At 70.2% G+C, this 20593-nt stretch carries 22 protein-coding genes; 6 read left to right on the top strand and 16 right to left on the bottom strand.

The genetic code is table 11. The annotated features are described in order from the left end of the window. Positions 1-38: 38 nt before the first annotated feature. Entirely contained in the window at positions 39-1382 is a 1344-nt protein-coding gene (locus VF592_RS01265) for a metal-dependent hydrolase family protein (RefSeq protein WP_331003780.1), read from the bottom strand. Between the two features lie 50 nt (positions 1383-1432). Beyond that, complete coding sequence (locus tag VF592_RS01260; protein WP_331003779.1) at positions 1433-1726, bottom strand: DUF1244 domain-containing protein; 294 nt, start codon at positions 1724-1726, stop codon at positions 1433-1435. A gap of 77 nt (positions 1727-1803) precedes the next feature. On the opposite strand from VF592_RS01260, the gene pyk reads away from it, so the two are divergent. Then, positions 1804-3273: a pyruvate kinase gene (pyk, locus tag VF592_RS01255; RefSeq protein ID WP_331003778.1), complete on the top strand. Its 1470-nt coding sequence runs from the start codon at positions 1804-1806 to the stop codon at positions 3271-3273. Here pyk and VF592_RS01250 read toward each other — a convergent pair. From VF592_RS01250 to ykgO, 4 genes are read right to left on the bottom strand one after another with little or no spacing between them, the layout of a single operon-like run. Then, positions 3249-3635, bottom strand: a complete 387-nt coding sequence (locus VF592_RS01250) for a type II toxin-antitoxin system VapC family toxin (protein WP_331003777.1) — start codon at positions 3633-3635, stop codon at positions 3249-3251. The genes pyk and VF592_RS01250 overlap by 25 nt on opposite strands. After that, positions 3635-3916 (bottom strand): type II toxin-antitoxin system prevent-host-death family antitoxin, encoded by a 282-nt coding sequence (locus tag VF592_RS01245; protein ID WP_331003776.1) that lies wholly within the window; start codon positions 3914-3916, stop codon positions 3635-3637. The genes VF592_RS01250 and VF592_RS01245 overlap by 1 nt, the downstream gene beginning before the upstream one ends. Positions 3917-3954: 38 nt before the next feature. Next, on the bottom strand, positions 3955-4578 hold the full coding sequence (locus VF592_RS01240; RefSeq protein ID WP_331003775.1) for an HAD family phosphatase: 624 nt from the start codon (positions 4576-4578) through the stop codon (positions 3955-3957). Between the two features lie 39 nt (positions 4579-4617). Beyond that, on the bottom strand, positions 4618-4743 hold the full coding sequence (ykgO, locus tag VF592_RS01235; RefSeq protein ID WP_003046794.1) for a type B 50S ribosomal protein L36: 126 nt from the start codon (positions 4741-4743) through the stop codon (positions 4618-4620). A 145-nt stretch (positions 4744-4888) separates the two neighbouring features. Between ykgO and VF592_RS01230 the strand changes: the two genes are divergently transcribed. The 5 genes from VF592_RS01230 (at position 4889) to VF592_RS01210 (ending at position 9477) form a co-directional block, all read left to right on the top strand. Beyond that, positions 4889-5512, top strand: coding sequence for a DUF4136 domain-containing protein (locus VF592_RS01230; protein WP_331003774.1), 624 nt, complete (start codon positions 4889-4891; stop codon positions 5510-5512). Then, positions 5509-6627 (top strand): M14 family metallopeptidase, encoded by a 1119-nt coding sequence (locus tag VF592_RS01225; protein WP_331003773.1) that lies wholly within the window; start codon positions 5509-5511, stop codon positions 6625-6627. Before VF592_RS01230 ends, VF592_RS01225 begins: the two co-directional genes overlap by 4 nt. 340 nt (positions 6628-6967) lie before the next feature. Beyond that, complete coding sequence (gene gpmA, locus VF592_RS01220; RefSeq protein WP_331003772.1) at positions 6968-7654, top strand: 2,3-diphosphoglycerate-dependent phosphoglycerate mutase; 687 nt, start codon at positions 6968-6970, stop codon at positions 7652-7654. Between the two features lie 264 nt (positions 7655-7918). Then, positions 7919-8395 (top strand): 5-(carboxyamino)imidazole ribonucleotide mutase, encoded by a 477-nt coding sequence (gene purE / locus VF592_RS01215; protein ID WP_331003771.1) that lies wholly within the window; start codon positions 7919-7921, stop codon positions 8393-8395. Then, positions 8392-9477 (top strand): 5-(carboxyamino)imidazole ribonucleotide synthase, encoded by a 1086-nt coding sequence (locus VF592_RS01210; protein ID WP_331003770.1) that lies wholly within the window; start codon positions 8392-8394, stop codon positions 9475-9477. Before purE ends, VF592_RS01210 begins: the two co-directional genes overlap by 4 nt. 25 nt (positions 9478-9502) lie before the next feature. Here the strand turns inward: VF592_RS01210 and VF592_RS01205 are convergent, their stop codons facing one another. The 10 genes from VF592_RS01205 to VF592_RS01160 form a co-directional block, all read right to left on the bottom strand. Beyond that, positions 9503-11110, bottom strand: a complete 1608-nt coding sequence (locus VF592_RS01205; protein ID WP_331003769.1) for a choline dehydrogenase — start codon at positions 11108-11110, stop codon at positions 9503-9505. A gap of 350 nt (positions 11111-11460) precedes the next feature. Then, on the bottom strand, positions 11461-12807 hold the full coding sequence (locus VF592_RS01200; RefSeq protein WP_331003768.1) for an alginate export family protein: 1347 nt from the start codon (positions 12805-12807) through the stop codon (positions 11461-11463). A gap of 468 nt (positions 12808-13275) precedes the next feature. Continuing rightward, positions 13276-13713 carry a hypothetical protein gene (locus VF592_RS01195; RefSeq protein ID WP_331003767.1) on the bottom strand — a complete coding sequence of 146 codons (438 nt, stop codon included), beginning with the start codon at positions 13711-13713 and terminating at the stop codon, positions 13276-13278. A 294-nt stretch (positions 13714-14007) separates the two neighbouring features. Next, positions 14008-15039 carry an LLM class flavin-dependent oxidoreductase gene (locus VF592_RS01190; protein WP_331003766.1) on the bottom strand — a complete coding sequence of 344 codons (1032 nt, stop codon included), beginning with the start codon at positions 15037-15039 and terminating at the stop codon, positions 14008-14010. Continuing rightward, positions 15039-15941 carry an alpha-L-glutamate ligase gene (locus VF592_RS01185; protein WP_331003765.1) on the bottom strand — a complete coding sequence of 301 codons (903 nt, stop codon included), beginning with the start codon at positions 15939-15941 and terminating at the stop codon, positions 15039-15041. Before VF592_RS01185 ends, VF592_RS01190 begins: the two co-directional genes overlap by 1 nt. 32 nt (positions 15942-15973) lie before the next feature. Further along, positions 15974-16714 (bottom strand): nucleotidyltransferase family protein, encoded by a 741-nt coding sequence (locus tag VF592_RS01180; protein WP_331003764.1) that lies wholly within the window; start codon positions 16712-16714, stop codon positions 15974-15976. A gap of 13 nt (positions 16715-16727) precedes the next feature. Next, positions 16728-17621 carry a hypothetical protein gene (locus VF592_RS01175; protein WP_331003763.1) on the bottom strand — a complete coding sequence of 298 codons (894 nt, stop codon included), beginning with the start codon at positions 17619-17621 and terminating at the stop codon, positions 16728-16730. Further along, positions 17618-18664, bottom strand: coding sequence for a diacylglycerol/lipid kinase family protein (locus tag VF592_RS01170; RefSeq protein WP_331003762.1), 1047 nt, complete (start codon positions 18662-18664; stop codon positions 17618-17620). The genes VF592_RS01175 and VF592_RS01170 overlap by 4 nt, the downstream gene beginning before the upstream one ends. Before the next feature lie 92 nt (positions 18665-18756). After that, positions 18757-19218 carry a DUF2141 domain-containing protein gene (locus tag VF592_RS01165; protein WP_331003761.1) on the bottom strand — a complete coding sequence of 154 codons (462 nt, stop codon included), beginning with the start codon at positions 19216-19218 and terminating at the stop codon, positions 18757-18759. Positions 19219-19257: 39 nt separating this feature from the next. Beyond that, on the bottom strand, positions 19258-20583 hold the full coding sequence (locus tag VF592_RS01160) for a lipopolysaccharide biosynthesis protein (protein ID WP_331003760.1): 1326 nt from the start codon (positions 20581-20583) through the stop codon (positions 19258-19260). Positions 20584-20593: the final 10 nt, after the last annotated feature.

Here is a 20593-nt window from a genome sequence, read left to right as displayed (position 1 = left end):
GTTAACCACCCCGCCCTCAACCCCGATGCGGCGAGGCGTCATCTGATCGGAAACGCCTGCCGCGCGCCGCCCTGTTTGTGGACGACGCCGCGCCGCATCACGAAATCGACCTGGGTAAGCCGCGCCACGTCCGCCACCGGATCGCCCACCACCGCGATGATGTCGGCGTCCATGCCGGGCTGGATGCCGCCGATGCGGTCGGCGCGGCCGAGCAGGTCGGCGGCGCCGACCGTAGCGGACCGGATCGCCTCCATCGGCGCCATGCCGGCCGCGACCATGTAACCGAACTCCAACGCGTTGGTGCCGTGCGGGCCGACGCCCGAGTCGGTGCCCATCGCGACCTTGACCCCCGCCTTGAACGCGCGGGCGTGGGACTGCTTGACGACGAGCGACACCTGCTCGGCCTTCGCGGCGGAGGCGGCGGGGCGCTCGCCCGCGCGCCCCTGGCGGATCACGCTCTCGAAGGCGTGCATGGTGGGCACCAGATAGGCGCCCGTCGTCTTGAACAACCGGATCGTCTCGTCGTCCAGATAGGATCCGTGATCGATCGAATCGACCCCCGCCCTGAGTGCCAGGTCGATGCCCGACTTGCCGTGCGCGTGCGCCGCGGCCTTGCGTCCGAACGCGTGCGCCGTGTCGACGATCGCTTTCATCTCGTCGAAGGTCATCTGCGCCTCCAGCCCGCCCGCGATGTTCGATCCGACCCCGCCGGTCGCCGCGAACTTGATCACCTCCGCGCCCGAGAAGATCTGCTCGCGCGTCGCCCGCCGGCAATCGTCGGGTCCGTTGCAGATCTCGGGCGAGGCCTCGCGCTCGACATGCGCATATTCGCGCTTCAGGCCGTTGGCGTCGCCGTGCCCGGCGGTCACCGACACCATGCGCCCGGCATTGACCACGGTCGGTCCCGCCACCTCGCCACGCGCGATCGCGTCGCGCAGCGCGCGGATGCCGCGCGGCTCGCCGCCCAGGTCGCGCACCGTCGTCACCCCGGCTTCCAGCGTCCGCCGGGCATTGGCGACGGCGGTGAGCAGTTCGTCCTCCAGGTCGCGCGTCGTCGCCTCCAGCCGCGCCTGGAGCGGATAGCCCGTCGAATAGAGATGGACGTGCATGTCGATCAGCCCAGGCAGCACGTAGCGGTCGCGCAGGTCGACCAGCGTGGCGCCGGCCGGCGGAGCGACGTGGCCGTCGCGCACCTCGACGATCTTGCCGTCGCGCACCACGATCGTCGACGCCCCCCGCGCCGCCTGGCCGGGCTGATCGAGCAGACGGCCGGCATGGATATAGGTGACGACGGACGCGACCGGAGCGGCGGCGGGCGGCGCGGTCTGGGCCGCGGCCGCGGTGCCCGTGAGCAGCGCGAGTGCAAAGGCGATAGGCTTCATGGTGATCCTCCCCGTTTTGCGAGGATCGTTGGGCGGCGGCCCGGCCGGGGTCAAGCCGCGTTCTTGGCCATGCTTGCCGCCATCCGCGCGAGTTGTTCGGGCGTCGCCTCGCCTCCGTGCCGCGCCTTCCACTCGGCGGGCGGCATCCCGTACACGGCTTCGCGCGCCTGCTCCTTGGGCATCCCGCCGGCTTCCGCCACCCAATCGCCCAGGCAGTTGCGGCAGAACCCCGCCAGCCCCATCAGGTCGATGTTCTGCGCGTCGCTCCGGTGCCGCAGATGCCGCGCCAGCCGACGGAAGGCCTCGGCCGCTATGCGATCGTCGATCTCGTCCAACCCGTCCATCGGCAACGCCTTTCCTTTGATCGAACGCGATTACGCCCTAGAGGCGGCTCGCGCAAAGTGCCGGAGCGTTTACCATCATGACCAAATCCATGCCGCCCCGCCTCCGCAAGGTCCGCGTGCTCGCCACGCTGGGCCCGGCGAGCAGCAGCCCCGAGATGATCGGCACGCTGTTCCAAGCGGGCGCCGACGCGTTCCGCATCAACATGTCGCACGGCGACCAGGCGTCCAAGGCGGCGATCGTCCAGGCGATCCGCGGGCTGGAAAAGCGCTTCGGCCGCCCCAGCACGATCCTGGCGGACCTTCAGGGGCCGAAGCTGCGCGTCGGCCGCTTCGCCGAGGGCAGCATCACGCTTCGCACCGGCCAGGATTTCACCTTCGACCGTTCCGACGCGCCCGGCGACGAACGCCGCGTCGAGCTGCCCCACCGCGAGATCTTCGCCGCGATCGAGCCGGGCGCCCGCCTGCTCCTCGACGACGGCAAACTGGTGCTGCGCGTCGTCGACCACGGTGCCGACCGCATCGCGACCCGCGTCGAGGTCGGCGGCAAGCTGTCCAACAACAAGGGGCTGAACGTCCCCGACGTCGTGGTGCCGATGGCGGCGCTGACCGAAAAGGACCGGTCCGACCTCGCCTGGGCGGTCGGCCAGGGCGTCGACTGGATCGCCCTGTCCTTCGTCCAGCGCCCGGAGGACCTGATGGAGGCCCGGCGCCTGCTCGAGGGCAAGGCCGCGCTGCTCGCCAAGATCGAGAAGCCGTCGGCGATCGAGCGGCTGGAGGAGATCGTCGAGCAGTGCGACGCGGTGATGGTCGCGCGCGGCGATCTGGGCGTCGAACTCCCGCCCCAGACCGTGCCCGCGCTCCAGAAACGTATCGTCGAGGTCTCGCGGCGGCTCGGTCGCCCGGTGGTCGTGGCGACGCAGATGCTCGAATCGATGATCACCTCGCCCTCGCCCACCCGCGCCGAGGTGTCGGACGTGGCGACTGCCATCTATGACGGCGCCGACGCGATCATGTTGTCGGCCGAATCGGCAGCGGGCGACTGGCCGGTCGAGGCGGTGGCGATGATGAACGCGATCGGCGAAGCGGTCGAACGCGATCCCGGCCATGGCGACCGCGTCCACTTCACCGTCACCAAGCCCGATCCCACCACCGCCGACGCGCTGGCCGAGGCCGCCAAGAACATCGCCGACACCGTCAGCGCCAAGGCTATTATCTGCTTCACCACCAGCGGCTCGACCGCCAGGCGGGTCGCGCGCGAGCGCCCGGCGGTGCCCATCCTGGTCCTGACCCCCAGCCAGGCCACCGCGCGCCGGCTGGGCCTGCTGTGGGGCACCCATGCCGTGCTGACCCGCGACGTCGAGAATTTCGAGGCCATGGTCGCCAAGGCCAAGCGCATGGCGCTGCGCCACGGCATCGCCGGACCGGGCGACCAGGTGATCGTCATGGCCGGCGTCCCCTTCCGCACGCCGGGCTCCACCAACGTCATCCACGTCGTCCGCATCCGCGGCGACGAGCTGAAGAACTACGGCACGAACGCCAGCGGGTGATCGCGCAGCTTGGCGTCGCGGGTTAAGAGGCGCGCGCCTAGTTGTTGACAGACCGCCAGCAACAATTCGTCGAACGGGTCCTTATGAAGCGGAGGCGAGTCGAGGTCGGAGACGGCCTGCTCGACGTTCAACGGCAGGATTTCGACTCCGAAGATACGAAGTCCCTCCAGCACTTCCAGCGGATCAGCCGGACCCTTTCGTTCACCGGTCGAAGTGAACAGCTGCCACTTGATCCGCAGTTCCCACAGTGAGATCACGGACACCGCCAGCGCATTCGAGCGAATCGCGCGCACTTCGGCCTGCCGCAACACCGCTGGCGCGCGGACGAGCCAGGCCGCGATGTGCGTATCCAGCAGGAGCATCAGACCGAGTCGGCCTGCTCGCGATCCAGCATGAGCGCCCGCCGGCTGAAATCCGGGTCGTCGAACTCGCTGGGCCAGACCTGTTCCGCGTCGACCTCGGCCCAACCCTTGGCCCGCCGAAATGCTTCGAGGGCGGCCCAGTCCAATCCTGATTCTGGGCTAGGTGGTCCCAGCTCCGCGACGGCTTGGCCGTTACGGGTAATCAGCACCCGCTCCCCCCGCTCGGCTGCGGCAATGGCCGCGGCGAACTGGGCGCGTGCGTCACGAACCGACATCTTCATGAGCCACCTCCTGTGTACACAAGGTACACAAGCATTTGCTATGCGTCAAGCAATCCCAACTCCACCAGCTCCCGCCGGAGCGTCGGCTCGCCCGTAAAGTGCAGCGCGATCAGGCCCACCGCGCGCGCGCCTTCGACGTTCGCGGCATTGTCGTCGATGAACACCGTCTCGCCCGCCGCCAGCCCGAAACGGTCGAGCGCCAGGCGGTAGATGGCGGGATCGGGCTTCACCAGCTTCTCGTCGCCCGACACGACCACGCCCCGGAACCGGTCGAACATCGCCGCCTCGCGCGCGCGGAAGGGCGGCCAGAATTCATGGGAGAAGTTGGTGATCGCGTAGAGCGGCACCCCGCGCGCCGCCAACTCGTCGACCAGCGCGTGCATCCCCGGCACGGGGTCACCGATCGATTCGAGGAAGCGCGGTCCCCAGGCGGCGATCAGCTCGGCATGATGCGGGTGGAGCATGGTCAGCTCGGCCGAGGTATGGGCGAAGTCGCGTCCGGCATCGTGCTGGAAATGCCAGTCGGACGTGACGACCTCGCGCAGGAACGCGTCGAGCGCCCGATCGTCGTCGATCAGGCGCTCGTAAAGGAATCGGGGATCCCAGTCGTACAGGACGCGGCCGACATCGAAGATGACGGCCGTGGCATGCGGGTTAGCCATCTCGGGGTCCCCACAAAATATCGCTTTGTGGGGCGGTCCTCAGCCCTGGCGGGCCTTGAAGCGGCGGTTGGTCTTGTTGATCACATAGGTGCGCCCGCGACGGCGGATCACGCGATTGTCGCGATGACGGTCCTTGAGCGACTTCAGGGAGTTGCGGATCTTCATGGCGGGCGTTCGCTTCCGGTGACTTGCGTTGGTGTACGGGAAAGCGCGCGGCCTATAATCGCCGCGATCCCAAGTCAAGGTTCGGGAACCCGCGCCGGGGTTCCGTGCGTTACAGGGCTGTAACGACCGGATAAGGTGTCAGAACATGGATATTCGCGGCAAATTGCTGGGCGCCTTGGTGGCGGGAACGGCGCTGACGGGATGCGCGACGACGATGCGCCAACCGCCCGCCGAGGCGATCCGCTATCACCTGGGGGCCCCGATCGCGCGCGGCACCGTCGCCGTGGAACCGCTCCAGACCACGGCCGGCATTCCCCCCAGCCTGGAATATCAGACCTATGCGACCGCGGTCGAGGCGGAGCTGCTCCGCAACGGCTATTCCCGCGCGGGCGTCGGCGCCACCCCCGATTACGTCGCCGTCGTCGCCTTTCGGCGCGGCACCGAACTGGGCGCCCCGCGTCCCTCGCCCTTCTCCATCGGGATCGGCGGCGGGAGCTTCGGCGGCGGCCGTCGCGGCGGCGGTATCGGGTTGGGCGGGGGCCTGGGCATTCCGATCGGCGGCGGCGGGCGGCAGCAGATCGTCGTGTCGGAACTGTCGGTGACGATCAAGCGCCGTGCCGACCAGTCGCCGATCTGGGAAGGCAATGCCCGCGCCGCCGCCGATGTCCGCAGCTCGGACGCGCAGACCGACGCGCTCGCCCGGCGGCTCGCGCGCACGCTGTTCACGGACTTTCCGGGAGAGTCGGGACGCACTATCGAAGTGCGATGAGCATCAGCATCAACGCCGCCTTCGACGGCGGCAATATCCGCGTCGTGGCGATCGACGGCGACTTGGTCGACCTGGAGATCGTCGCCGACCACCAGTCCGATTTCTATCAATGGTTCTATTTCCGCGTCGCCGGCGCGCGCGGGCGGACCCTGCGCTTCCGCATCCTCAACGCCGGGAAATCGGCCTATCCGTTCGGCTGGCCGGGGTACAAGGTGCGCGGCTCGACCGACCGGGTCGCCTGGCGGATGACGCCCGCGACCTATGCGGAGGGCGTACTCGAATGGACATGGACCGCCGACACGGAACTCGGATGGTTCGCCTATTTCGCCCCCTATACGATGGAGCAGCACGACGCCCTCGTCGCGCGGATCGCGGCCCGCCCGGGCGTCACGCACCGCGAGCTCGGCCACAGCCTCGACGGCCAGGCGATCGATTGTCTGACGATCGGTTCGGGGGCCAAGCCCGTCTGGATCTATGCGCGCCAGCACCCCGGCGAATCGATGTGCGAATGGTTCATGGAAGGGCTGCTCGACCGCCTGACCGACCACACGGACCCGCAGGTGCGCGACCTGCTCGCCAAGGCGACCGTCCACTGCGTCCCCAACATGAACCCCGACGGCACGCGGCGCGGCCATCTGCGCACCAACGCGGCGGGCGTGAACCTCAACCGCGAATGGCACGCCCCCACGCTGGAGCGCAGCCCCGAAGTGCTCTGCGTCCGCGACGCGATGGACGCGACCGGGGTCACCTTCGCGATCGACGTGCACGGCGACGAGGCGATCCCCGCCAATTTCATCGCCGGGTTTGAGGGCATCCCCGGCTGGACCGACGATCGGGGCGCGCACTTCTATGAGTTCGGCCGCCGTCTCGCCGCCGACACTCCCGATTTCCAGACGGCGCTCGGCTATCCCAAGGCGCAGGCGGGCAAGGCGAACCTGTCCATGTCCACCAACCAGCTCGCCCAGCGCTTCGGCGCGGTCGCCTGCACGCTGGAGATGCCGTTCAAGGATCACGACCCGAACCCCGATCCCGAGTTCGGCTGGTCGCCGGATCGCTCCAAGCGGCTCGCCCATGCCTGCCTGGAGACGCTGGCGGGGATGATCGACGATCTGTGACGGCTTGTCGGTTCACGCGGAGGCGCGGAGGCGCGGAGGGTGTTCCACCACAGCCCGAGCACCCGCCGCGCAAGCGGCAGCCAAACAGCAACGGTTTCGCAGATACTGCCGTCGGCGCGGCGAGCCCGAGCCTCATGCACGCCCCGACCTACTTCGCGTCACCGCGCCTTCGCGTGAACCTCATCCTTCTCCGCGCCTCCGCGCCTCCGCGTGAACCCGGTCCTTCTCGGCGCCGCGGCGCGAACCTCCTCCCGCCCCCCCCCCCCCCAGGAACCAAATGGACGCCCCCCGCCCGTCCCGCTAACGACGCCCGCAAGACCCCGGCGTCCAAGGAGTTTCCATGCCGACCCTCGTCCTGATCCGCCACGGCCAGTCGGCCTGGAACCTCGAAAACCGCTTCACCGGCTGGTGGGACGTCGACGTCACGGAAAAGGGCGCGGCCGAGGCCAGGGCGGCGGGCGAGTTGATGGCGGCGCGCGGGCTCGACTTCGACCGCACCTTCACCTCGCTCCAGACGCGCGCGATCAAGACCCTCAACCTCGCGCTCGAGGCGATGGGCCGCCTGTGGCTGCCGACCGAGAAGCATTGGCGGCTGAACGAGCGTCATTATGGCGGCCTGACCGGGCTCGACAAGGCGCAGACGGCGGCCGCGCATGGCGAGGATCAGGTCAGGATCTGGCGCCGCAGCTTCGACATTCCACCGCCCGTCGCCGATGCCGGCGGCGCCTATGACCTGACGAACGACCGCCGCTACGCCGGCATCCCCGTCCCCGCGTCCGAAAGCCTGAAGGACACGATCGACCGCGTGCTTCCTTATTGGGAGGAACGCATCGCCCCCGCCCTCCGGGACGGCGAGCGCGTCCTCATCTCCGCCCACGGCAACTCGCTCCGCGCGCTGGTCAAGCACCTGTCCGGCATCTCCGACGCGGAGATCGCGCATCTGGAGATTCCGACCGGCCAGCCCATCGTCTACGAACTCGACGACGGCCTGAACGCGACGGACCGCTATTATCTGAGCGAACGCTGAGGAGAGCGGTTCACGCGGAGGCGCGGAGTAGTCATGCTCGCCGCGTCAGCGGCTTTCTCCCGCACCGGTACGCTGCTTATCAGCGCCGCTGGCGCGGCGGTGATGAGCGTCGAACTTCTCTTCTCCGCGCCTCCGCGCCTCCGCGCCTCCGCGCCTCCGCGTGAACCTCTTAGTTCTTGGCGTCTTCGCGCCTTCGCGTGACCCGACCCGCCTCAGCGACCCCTCCCGATTGCCAGTCCCGCCCGCCCCCGCTAACCCCCGCGCATGGCGCTGGTCGGGATCATCATGGGCTCCACCTCCGACTGGGAGACGATGCGCCATGCCGCCGCGATCCTGGACGCGCTTGGCGTCGCGCACGAGACACGGGTCGTCTCCGCCCACCGCACCCCCAAACGCCTCTACGATTATGCGACCAGCGCGGCCGGGCGCGGGCTGAAGGTCGTCATCGCCGGCGCGGGCGGCGCGGCGCATCTGCCCGGCATGACGGCGGCGATGACGCATCTGCCCGTGCTGGGCGTCCCCGTCGAAAGCGCCGCGCTCAAGGGCATGGATAGCCTGCTGTCCATCGTGCAGATGCCGGGCGGCGTCCCCGTCGCCACGCTGGCGATCGGCAAGCCGGGCGCGATCAACGCGGGACTGCTCGCCGCCGCCATCCTCGCGACCGCCGACGACGCGCTCGCCGCCCGCCTGATCGCCTGGCGCGCGACGCAGACCGAGGCCGTCGCCGAGTTCCCCGCGTGATCCCGCCCGGCTCGACGATCGGCATCCTGGGCGGCGGCCAGCTCGGGCGGATGCTGGCGGTCGCCGCGGCCCGGCTCGGCTACCGCTCCCATGTCTTCGCGCCCGAGGCGAGCGGCCCCGCCACCGAGGTGGCCGCCGAATGGACGCAAGGGCGCTTCGAGGACGGCGACGCGATGAAGCGCTTCGCCGCGCGTGTCGACATCGCCACCTACGAGTTCGAGAATGTCGATCCCCACGCGGTCGCGCTGCTGGCGGGGCGCGTCCCCGTCGCCCCCTCCGCCCTGTCGCTCGAAGTGTCGCGCTACCGCCCCAACGAAAAGGAACTGGTGGCCGAGCTGGGCGGGCGCACCGCCGACTGGCGCCCGGTCGACTCGCTTCCCGCCCTCGCCGCCGCGCTGGGCGGGATCGGCGCCCCCGCCATCCTGAAGACCACCCTGTTCGGCTATGACGGCAAGGGCCAGGCGCGGATCGACACGGCCGAGGAGGCCGAGGCCGCCTGGGACGCGATCGGCCGCCCCCACGCGCTGCGCCGGGGCGTCCCCGCGATCGTCGAGCACCGCGTGTCCTTCGCCGCCGAATTCTCGGTCATCCTCGCCCGCGCCGCTGACGGCACGGTCGCGGTCTACGACACGCCCGAGAACGTCCACCGCGACGGCATCCTCGCCACCTCGACCGTCCCCGCCTCGCCCCAAGTGCTGGAACAGGCGCCCGAGGCCATCGCCCTCGCCCGCGCGGTCGCCGACCGGCTGGGCCATGTCGGCGTCCTGACCTGCGAGTTCTTCGCCACCGCGAACGGTCCCATATTCAACGAGATGGCGCCCCGCGTCCACAATAGCGGCCATTGGACGATCGAGGGCGCGGAATGCTCGCAGTTCGAGAACCACATCCGCGCCATTTGCGGCCTGCCGCTCGGCGCGACGACGCGGACCGGCGGGCGCGTGACGATGGAGAATCTGCTCGGCGCCGACGCCGATCGCTGGCCCGCCCTCCTCGCCGAACCCGGCGCGCATCTCCACCTCTACGGCAAGCGCGACGCCCAGCCCGGCCGCAAGATGGGCCATGTCACCCGGGTGGAGCGGTAGCGCCGACCCACCCCGACCTGGCCCCTCACCCCCGGATCATGTCCGCCGCCTTTTCCGCGATCATGATGGTGGGCGCGTTGGTGTTGCCCGACACCAGCCGCGGCATCACCGACGCGTCGATCACGCGCAGCCCCTCGACCCCGAACACCCGGAGCGCGCTGTCCACCACCGCCCCCGGATCGTCCGCGCGCCCCATCCGCGCCGTTCCGACCGGGTGATAGATGGTCGACCCGCTCGTCCGCGCATAGGCGAGCAGGTCGTCGGGCGTCGCGGCGGCCGATCCGGGCAGGATCTCGCCCGAAACGAAGGGCGCCAGCGCCGGCTGCGCCGCGATCCGGCGCCCCCATTCGAGTCCCGCGACGATGGTGCGCTGGTCCAGCGGGTCGGCCAGGTAATTGGGTCGGATCGCCGGCGGCGCGAACGGATCGTTCGATCGGATATGGATCGTCCCCCGGCTTTCGGGACGCAGCTGGCACGCCGCCAGTGTCAGGCCGGGCAGGCGCTCCAGCTCCCATTCCTGCTTCGCGACGAAGCGCGGCACGTCGACCGTCGCCGGCAGGATATGGAACTGCACATCGGGGCCGCTCAGCCCCGGCCGCGTGCTCACATAGGCCTGGACGTGCGCCGCCGACAGCGCCAGCAGCCCTTTCCGCGTCCGGGCATAGCGGATCGCCTCGCGCACCAGCCGCCAGCCCCGGCTCATCTCGTTGATCGAGACCACGTCCCGCAGCCGATATTGCAGGCTGACCACATAATGGTCCTGCAGGTTGGCGCCCACGCCCGGCAACGCCTGGAGCATTTCGATCCCATGGGCGCGCAGCACCGCCGGGTCGCCGATCCCCGACAGCTCCAGCAATTGCGGCGTGTTGACCGCCCCGCCCGACAGGATCACCTCGCGCCGCGCGCTCGCCTCCACGCGCCGCCCGCCCCGGCGATAGCGCACGCCCGTCGCGCGCCTGCCCTCGAACAGCACGCGTTCGGCCTGGGCCAGCGTCTCGACCTTCAGGTTCGCCCGGCGCAGCGCCGGGCGCAGATAGGCCATCGCCGCCGACCAGCGCCGCCCGTTCTTCACCGTCAGCTGGAAATAGCTGATCCCCTCCTGCGACGCGCCGTTGACGTCGTCGTTGAAGGGCAGCCCCGCCTCCATCCCCGCCGCGATCGCCGCGTCCGACACGACGTGCCGGTCGCCGGGGTCGGAGACGTTGAGCGGCCCGTCGGTCCCGTGCAGTTCCTCCGACAGCCGCTCGTTCGCCTCCGACTTGCGGAAATAGGGCAGCACGTCGCCATAGCTCCACCCGGTGCACCCCGATTGCGCCCAATTGTCGTAATCCGCCGCCTGCCCCCGGACATAGAGCAGCCCGTTGATCGAGCTCGACCCGCCCAGCACCTTGCCGCGCGGCCACACATGCGCGCGGTCGCCCGAGCTCGGATCGACCTCGGTCGCGTACAGCCAGTTGACCCTGGGGTCCTTCAGCGTCTTCGCATAGCCGACCGGGATATGGATCATCGGCGACCGATCCCGCCCGCCCGCCTCCAGCAGCAGCACGGTCGACCGGCCGTCCTCGGTCAACCGGTTCGCCAGCACGCACCCCGCGCTCCCCGCGCCGACGATGATATAATCGAAGGACTCCATGCCCGCTCCCCGGCATCGCCGCACCGCTATCGCTCGGCGCCGACGACGATCATTTCCTCGACCCGCGCGTGCCGACGCGCGCGATGATATGAGAAGCCGCGCCAGTTGCAACATCCGCCTGCGGGTGGGCAGCGGATGGACAGGCATGATGACCCATCATCGCCGGACCCGGCGCGCACCTCCGACCCCGTGGCGATAAAGGGGCGACGAAAACCGTGCCGCCACCGGCGATCGATCGGCCGTTCACTTGCCAATCGCGTGCAGAGGACCGGATCGGCCAACCGGTGTCACAACCGTTCGGTTTTGACACCACGACTTATTCAGCTTGCCGGATCGCGGGAGAACGCGAGTTAAAAGCTCGCGGCCACATTGAACGACACATACCGGGTCCAGCGCCCCGGCGGCGCGTTCGGGGCGTCGCGTAGAAAGCGACCCTTGGCGAGCAGCACCGCGTCCAGTTCCAGCATCAGCGCGCGCGAGAGCCGATGCCGGATGCGCCCATCGACCTGGTGTCCGGCGAAGTTCCCCGACCGCCCCGACGCGTCTCGCACGCCCGTCGACGAGAAGGCGTCGAACCGCGACGCCAGCCACATCGGCCGGTAGCTCACGAACAGATCGGTTTTCCGGTCGGGAGTCGCTTCGACCCGCACCCCGGGACTGGCGATGTTGGTGCGCGCTATGGCGTTGTAGAGTCCGGCCGGGGCCAAGTCGGCGCGGCGCATTCCAAGCAGCGTGTCGAACCGGCCGAACCGGCCGCCGCGACCGTCTCCGCTCGCATGATCATACTCGATCGACACGCGCGGCTTCCATCCGCCGCCAAAGCCATATCCCGCGTCGGCATGGAGGAACCAGGCGGCGACCGGCTGGCGTATTGCGGCGGTCGCCGTGCCAGCCGAAGCGCGACCGCGCTGGACGATGCCTTCGAGCTCCAAGTCGAAACGACCCGGCGCGGGATCGCGGATGATCCGGAGCGCCACAGTGTTGAGCGACCGGTCGCGGGTCGGTCGTCCGGGCCGATCACGCTCGCCTAGATGAAAGAATGACGTCTCCACAGTCGCCGGGCCGATCGCGCGGGCGCGGCTGACAAGTCCGCCCCACAGCACCAGGTCAAAACTCTCACGGTCGACGGCTTCCTCGTTGTCGAGCAGCGCGTCGAGGTCGTCCGGTCGACGCTGTTGCGGCAGCGTGTAGATCGCGGTCGCGCGCCAGCCCGGCTTGGCCGTCAGGTTCGCGTGCAACCCGGTATAACCGTTGGTCGTGTTGCGGTAATCGTCGGCCGCGACCAGGCGCCGCGATCCCAGATTGAGCAGGAAACGGCCCGCCTGCATGGTCGCCGTGGAGCCCGGCCCGGCGACCGCGCCCAGCCTCGCTTCCGCGAAGACCTGCACCAGCTCCAATGCGTTGACCTCGTTGATCGTGACCGGCGTGCCCCGATCGGCGCGATAGACGCGGCTGTCCCACAGCTCTGCCGCAAACCTCACGGATTTTGCGTCGTACTCTGCGAGCACCGTCGTGCGGAAGTTGAGCAGGTCGTCGCTCTTGTTGAACCCGGCGCGCGCCTGACCGTCGATCAGCTCGTAGCGCACGCGCTCGGTCGCGCTCAGCCGGAGGCGGCTCGGGGCGTCCGTCGCGGTCTGCGCGCTTGCAGCGGTTGCGCAGCAATTCAGCCCGCCTAGCAGCAGCGCCACCACCCGCATTCACGCCCCCTTCCGCCTGTCCGGACCGGGGTTATGAACCCAGCGCGATGCCGGTCCACCCGCGAAAAGGTGCAGGCCGCCGAAGCTGGACTTCATAACGAATGCCCGAGGCGCAAACATCGGCTGCCTGATGTCGCCGCCGCAGGGTGTCACAAACGGTCGGTTCTGACGCCCTCTACCGCTTGAAGCATTTCAGCGCGTCTCCGGGTATTGAAGACGCCGGTCATAATCCATCTGCCGCCGAGCCGCACCCCGCGTCCGGTGCCATGCTCGCCACGCATTGACTTCGGCGTCGGCTCATTCCACCCCGCCTACACCACCTGGCCAATGAGCGATCGTCCCCAAAGGGGCCGGCCACTTCCCAAGCCGTACCGTTCCGCCCGTCAGTGCCGACCGACGCCCATGCCGGACCGATCGCGGACCCTTCTCCGACCACTTTGTCGGGTGTCGGCTCTGAGTCCCGGCACCCTAGGCCAGCGGCGTTCCCGCGCGCTCGCAGACATAGCGCGCCAGTTCCTCGCGCAGCGGCAGGCCCGCGATCGGGCGGAGCGGGCCGTCCACCGTCCGGTCGACCTCGGCGTCGCCGCGCGAGCCGCCGACGCCGAGGATATGGAAGCGACGCTGGGCGCAATCGGTCTCGGTGCGGGCATAGGCGATGCGGTCGCCGCGCTCCTGGCGCAGGATCGCGACGATGTTCCCGCCGATCGCGCGGCGCTGGCGCAGCAGGAAGTACCGCGACCGGGGATCGGACGGCGTCGGGATCAGGTCGCCTTGCAGCGTATAGCCCGCCTTGGCGGGGGCGGCGACCTCGGTCTCGACCAGATCACGCAACGCCACCGCATTCCCCTCGCCCGTCGGCTCTTCGCCCACGCCACCCGAACAGGCCGCCAGGAGCAGGAGCGTCATCGCCGTCATCGTTGCGCGCATTGGTCATCCCGGTCGATTGATGGTCCCGACATAACACCGCTCCACCCTTCTCGATCCAAGCGGGTCGTCGGATCACCCAACTCCCCGCGACGCGGCCGCGCGACCGCTGTCCTACAGCGCCCGATCCGTGCCATGCTCCCCACGACTCGACACCGGCGCCGGTTCGCCCGTTCTTTGACATGGATACGAAAGGCGAGAGCCCCACCTAAAACGCGTGCAGGCCTGAACTTCCATTGAACTTCCACCGCGCCGAACCGCGTCCGGGCGTGACCTTTAGTGAACTTCCGCCGGCACCGTTCCCATCACCTGCGCCGCGAAGCGTTCCATCTCCTCCGCCTGCGGGCTCATCTGGAGCAGGAGCAGGTCGAGCCCCGCCGCCTCATATTCCTCGATCCGCGCGCGCAATTGCTCGGGGGTGCCGACCAGGTTCGGGCGCAGGCCGCGGTTCGACACGCTGTACTCCTGCACCTTGAGTTCGCGCTCCAGCTGGGTGCCCGACAGCCATTGGTCGAAATTGGCATAGCCCGCGGGCAGCTCCGCGACCGTCGTGATCCGCTCCAGCTCGCGCTTCGCCTCGGCTTCGGTATCGCGAACGATCGCATAGGCGGCCATGCCGTACCGCATCGCCGGCTTGCCCAAGGCCGCGCGCCGCGCCGTCATGTCGGCGATCTTGGGGGCGATCGCGTCGGCCGGGTCGCCGTGCATGACATAGGCGTCGCACTGGGCGGCGATCATGCTCTTGGCCTTGTCGCTCTCGCCCCCGGCATAGATCACCGGGCGCCCGGCGGGCTTGGGCGCGCAGATCGCGTCCTGGAGCTGGTAGAAATCACCGTCGAAGCTGAACCGCTCCTGGGTCCACAGCCCCTCGACGACCTGGAGCCACTCGGCCGTGCGCGCATAGCGATCGTCATGCCGGTCGAATTGCAGCCCATACTGCTTGGCCTCGTCCGCCCACCAGCTCGACACGACGTTGAGCGCGAGGCGCCCGCCCGCGATCCGGTCGATATTCGCCGCCGCCTTGGCGAAGAGCGCGGGATGGTGGAAATTGGGGCGCACCGCGACCATCAGCTCCAGGCTCTCGGTGACCGCCGCCAGCGCCGCCGCGGTCGACCAGGCGTCGAGCGCGGGCCGGTCGACGCCCTTGATGTCGTTGAGGTTCAGCTCGGCGATCAGGCTGAGTGAATAGCCCCAGCGCTCCGACGCCTGGGTCAGCCGCTTGGCATAATCCCAGCTCGCCTCCATCCCCTCGTCGGGGACGTTGCGCAGCCAGCCGCCGAACACGGGCATCCAGTAACCATAGCGCATCAGCGGGCCTCCTCGATCTGGCTGAGCAGGTAATCCACCAACCGCTCATGCGGGTCCCAGCCCAGCACCTCGATCGGCCGCGCGACGAAGTTGGACAAGGCATTGATGTCGTAGAAGCGGGCGGTGTCGTCGCGGTCGTCGATCATCACCTCGACCCCGCCGACATCTAGGTCGAGCGCGCGGGCCACCGCCTCCGCCGCGCCGCGCAGCGCGGGGGCGGGGTCGACCGCGGTCATCGATATGCCCGATCCCTCGACACAGGCGTCGGCGGGGCACAGGTCGAACGCCCCCCCGCCCGCGACCTCGATCGCGTACAGAAAGCGGCGGTCGAGCGTCTCGATCCGCGTGATGACGCCGTCGCGCGCGGGCACATAATCCTGCACCAGCAGCACCCCGTCGATGCTGTGCGGCAGCTCCCCCGCCGCCACGACCGCGCGCAGCTCGGGCAGGGTGTCGAAGCGCACGATCCCCGCCCCCGACCCGCCGATATTGGCCTTGACCACGAGCGGAAAGCCGATCGCGACCGCCGCCGCCTCCACATCGGCCGCGCGGTGGACGACCCGCGTCGCCGGAATGGCCAGGCCCAGGCCTGCGAGCAGCGAGAGCTGACGCGCCTTGGACGCGTCGACGCTCAGCACCTCGGCCCCGTTGACCACCCGCGCGCCGGCCCGGCGCCAATGATCGAGCAAGGCGGTCGCATGGAAGATCGGATGCTCGGCCGACCGCAGGAAGCTCGACATGGCCACCCGGTTGAACACCACGCGGGCGGGTGCGGAGAGGTCGGCGGGGTCCCACCCGCCATCGGGACGGACCGCGCGGTAATCGACGCCCCGCGCGTCGAGCGCGGCGAAGAGCGGCCGGAACCACTCGGGATGCTCGTACAGGATCAGGAGGTCGTGCATCCGCCCGCTCTGCCAGCTTCGATCGCCGACGGCTAGCGCGCCGCCAGCACCGCGCGGACCGCGTCGAGATCGGCGGGCTTGTCGACATCGACCGCCGCCAGCCCCGCCGGGCTCGCCACGACGGCGGCGCGCACCCCCGCCAATGCCCCCAGCCGCGCCACCGCGCGCGCTAGCGTCAGCCGGCCGAGCAGGTAGCTGAGCAGGGTGCGTGGCCCGAAACGCCGGACGATCCGCCAGGGCCGCTTGCGATCCGCCTCGACCAGCCGCCACAGGTCGATCGCCCCCGCCGCGCGCGGGGTGGCGAGGTGGAACAGATTGCACCCCGACCAGTCGCCATCGGCGAAGCGCAGATAGGTGCGCCGCGTCCCCGGCAACGCCGCCTCGATCACCTCGCGTCGCGCGAGCAGCACCGCGACATCCGCATCCGGGGGCGTCTCGGCGACGAAGCGGCGCACCCACTCCGCCTCCAGCAGCGCATGATCGGCGGTGGTCACCAGCAGCGGCGTGCCGAGCGCCTGGACAGCCTGCCCCACGCTCGCGCTGGGGCCGGGGGCGGCAGGGAGCACCCGACAGCCCAGCCGCCCCGCCTCGGCGGCGACCTCCGGGTCGCTGGTGGAAACGGTGGCGGTGCACCCCGCCTCGTCCAGCGCGCGCGCGACGCGGGCGAGCAGCGTCTCGCCTCCTAACTCGATCAACGCCTTGTGCGTCACGCCGGCATAGGCCGCGACCGGATCGATCCCGCCGCGCGATCCCGCCAGGATTAGGGCGTTCACGCGCGCCCTGCCTTCACGACCTTCCGGCCCGCCACACGCGCCACAGCACGCCCGGCGCCGCCAGGATCGGATGACGCTCGCGCCAGGGGGTCAGCGGCACCGGCACGCCCGTATGCCGCTCGATCTTCCACGCCCCGTAGCGCGCCGCGCCGTCGAAGGTCGACGCCGCCCTGGCGAGGCGGAGCAGATTGAGCGGCTTGCCCGCGCGCCGCCGACGTGCCCAGCCGCGCCGCAGCGCCGCGCGCTCCTGCGCCTGGATCGAGGGCGCGAGCGTCTCCCCCTCGACGGCAAATGCGACGCCCCCCGCCGCCCAGGCGAGGGGGAGCAGTCGCGCGTACCGGTCGCGGTCATGCGCTATGATCTCGTCGCCCCGGCCCCGCCGCTCGACCCGGAACTCGGCGGCATAGGTGGCCTGAAACAACGCCCGCCAATAGTCCTCCGCCCGCCCCCGCGCCGGCCCGAGCGCGGCCGCGAAGCGTGCGGCGGATATGGACGCTGCCGCGACCGCCGCCCTCGCCTGCTCCGCCGCCTTCCGGTCGCGGCTCCAGACCAGCGCGCTGGGTTGGACGAAGCGCGCCCAGATCGTCGTATCCAGCGTCCGCGCGGCGGCGGCGCGGGCGAAGGTCGCGAGCGTCATCGTCGCGACCTTGATGCGGAGCAGCGCGCCGTCATGCGGCAGCTCGGCATAGCCGACCCGCGGCCAGATACCGCGCTCGACCGGCCCGTCCCGCAGCACGTAGAAGTCGAGCACCCCGTCGAGCGACCCCGTCCGCAGGTTCGACCCGTAGAACAGCACCGCCATTGCCCCGCCGTCGCGCGCCGCCAGCGCCGCGGCGGCGGCACGTACGAAGTCAGGGACGGGCCGGTCCAGCGAGCGTTCGACGAACGCGGCCAGGTCCTCGGTCACGGAACGACGAAGCCGATCGGGGCGGCTTCGGTCAGGCGATAGGCGCCGCCGGGAAAATTCTCGCCGTCGAGCGTGAACGCGCCCTCCAGGTCGAGATCGAGCGCGGGCGCGTCGACGCGGTGGAACCCGGCGCGCTCCAGCCATGCCGCCTCCGACCCGGCGAGGAGCGGGCCGACCGCCGACAGGATACGGCGCGGCGGCGCGTCGATCGTCAGCGTCTTGAGACCCGGACGCGCGGCGCCGAAGGGGCGGATGTTGAGCGGCAACCGCTCCAGCGTCGAAGCCAGCATCAGATATTGGTTGCGGTCGACGGCGAGCTCGGCGCCGTGCATCGCGACCGACCGGGTGTCGTGGCGCAGTCCCAGGCGCTCGCCCCGTCGCCAGCTGCCCGTCGCCGATCCGAACAAGGTCTGCGCGACCGCCCAGGACAGCGCCAGCCCCACCGCTACGCCGTTGAACGCGCCGGCGCGATGGGTCCGCTGCGCCAGCGCGGTCGCCGCCACGAAGGCGCCGGTGCCGAACAGGAAACCGCGCACCGGCCCGCCCGGCTGGTCGCGCCGCTCGACCGCTATGGGCGAGCGCGTCGCCGTGCGACCGGCGCGCGCCGCGTCGAGCAGCTGATCCAGCGTCCAGTCGGCCGGCACCCCGAGATCAAGCGCGAGCGCGTTGGTCTTACCCGAGGGGAGCACCGCGAAGCGCGGCCAGCGGGCGCCCCAGACATCGCCCGAACAGGTGAGCACGTCGCGCACCGTGCCGTCGCCACCATCGACGATCACCAGATCCACGCCCTCGGCGGCGAAGCGGATCATCACGTCGCGCAGCTCGGCGCGTGATCGCGGCGCCGCGGCGATCACGCCGGGTCGCGCGGCAGGCACCCCGCCCGCCAGCTTGTTGCGGCGGCTGCGCGGATTGCTGACCATCGCGATCCGCGCGGGCGCCCCGGCCGTCGCGGCAAGGCGACGCGCGTCCGCGCGGACCCGGCTATCGGGCCCGAAGGCGGCGAGCCGGGGAAGCCCGGCGAAATCGTAGATGGTTCCGTTCACGTCTCGACCATGTAGGCGTGGTTTAGCCGGTTGCTACAGATATGTTACCACTAGGCCAGACAATTGTGGCCGATCGGAGGCCCCGACGACGATCAGCGGCGATAGCGCATCCGCATCCGAAGCGTCCGTCCGCCCGCCGGCAACGCGAACCGCGCCGCCGACAGCGAGGGCAGGCCGATGCTGGTCGGCGCGTCGTTCGAGAAGCCGAAACCCTCGCTGGGCGCGATCAGCGTACGGTTGAAATCATGGTCGCGGTTGGCGTCGTGATATTGCGCGACCGCATAGGAACCGGGCGGCAGATGGAAGCAGGCCCGCGTCACGGGTGCCCGGGCCGGAACGCGCGCGCGCAGCAGCTTGCCGCCCTTCGCTAGAAAGCGCGAGCGACTGTCCGGGTATACGGTGAACGCGACCTCGCCATTCGCGTTGCGAAGGTCGGTCGCCTCCACGACAAGGCGGGTCGTGCGGGGCGTGGCGGGTCCCACACAGGCCTGGGCGGATACCGCGACGGGCGATGCTGCGGCCAGGGCGGCCAGGAAGATCGATGAAAGGCGCATGGACATGCTTTCTAGTGTGTCGCCCTGAACGTCGCCTTGCTACGCCGCCTCGGGCCGCAACCGCCACCAGCAGGTGACCGCCATCAACAGCACCGCGGCGAGCGAGCCGATCAGCACCGCCACCGCCATGCCCGTCGCGCCGAAGATCGGCACCGCGATTACCGCGACCGCGGCCAGGACTGCGACGCTCGCGCAGCGGATCGCGAACACGATCCCCGCCTCCCCGCGCGCGGTCATCACCGTGTCGAAGGCGGTCGCGGCGAACTCGACGCACCCCGCCGCGGCCATCGCGACCAGGATGGGATAGCCCCCAACGACCCTGCGCCCGGCGACCAGGGCCAGCACCGGTTCGCCGACTGCCACCACGACGGCGAGGATGAGCAACCCGCCCAGCGAACTGGCGCCCACCGCGCGGAGCAGGAGCCGGCGTACCCCGCGCCGGTCGCTGCCCTGCACCGCGCGCACCACCTCCGAAAAGGCGGCGCGCGCGACCAGCTGCGATACCTTGGCCAGCCCCTGGGCGAGCTGGCCCGCGAGGCGGAACACGCCCGCCGCCGCGGGCCCGAGCACCGCGCCGACCGCGAGCAGCGGCACCTGCTTGCTCGACAAGGCGAGCGTCGCGCTGGCGTTGGTGCTGAGCGCGAAGCCGATGATCCCCGGATGGTCGCGAAGCAGCCGCCCGACATTCCCGCCCCGCCATAGCAATCCTAGGTCGCCCGACCGCGCGACGATCGTCCAGTAGATGGCGGCCGTGACGATCTCCGCCAACGCCCAGACCACCATGAAGCCCTGCACCGTAGGGTGGACGAGCATGACGATCCCCGCCCCCAGAAAGCGGGTCACCGCCGTCGCGCTGTCCGCCATCGCCGCCATCGGGAACTGGTCGCGCAACCGCAATATGCCCAGCGGCGTCGAGCGGATCGTGATCACCTGGATGACCGCGAAGATCAGCGTCGCGCGCTTGAGCGTGGGGCCTATGCCGAGCTGCTCGCTCCACAGCTCGAGGATGATCACCGCGACGACCGAGCCGACCACCGCGCTGGCGAGGTCGAGGATGGCGGCACCCTTGAACAGCCGGGCGAGTCCGCTATCGTCCTCGGCGCACGCCAGTCCGACGCCGTATTGGACGATCACCTTCCAGCTCTGGAACGCGACCAACGTCGCGAGCGCCTGTGCCGCGCCGGTGATCAGCGCGAAGCGGCCGAAACCGGTGACGCCGAGCGCGCGGGCCGCGAAGCCGAGATAGAAGAGCGACAATATCGCGAGCACGCCCTTGCTCGCCAGCAGCCAGCCGAGATTGCGGGCGACCGCGCGCCCGGCTCGCCCGAGGCCGAAGCCGTTCTGGGTCAGGGGTGCGCTCACCATCGTTCCGGGA

The sequence above is a fragment of the Sphingomonas sp. genome (genome assembly GCF_036388435.1).
Taxonomy (GTDB): domain Bacteria; phylum Pseudomonadota; class Alphaproteobacteria; order Sphingomonadales; family Sphingomonadaceae; genus Sphingomonas.
The sequence above is the reverse complement of the archived record's forward strand: the minus strand, read 5'-3'. Positions and strand labels throughout refer to the sequence as shown.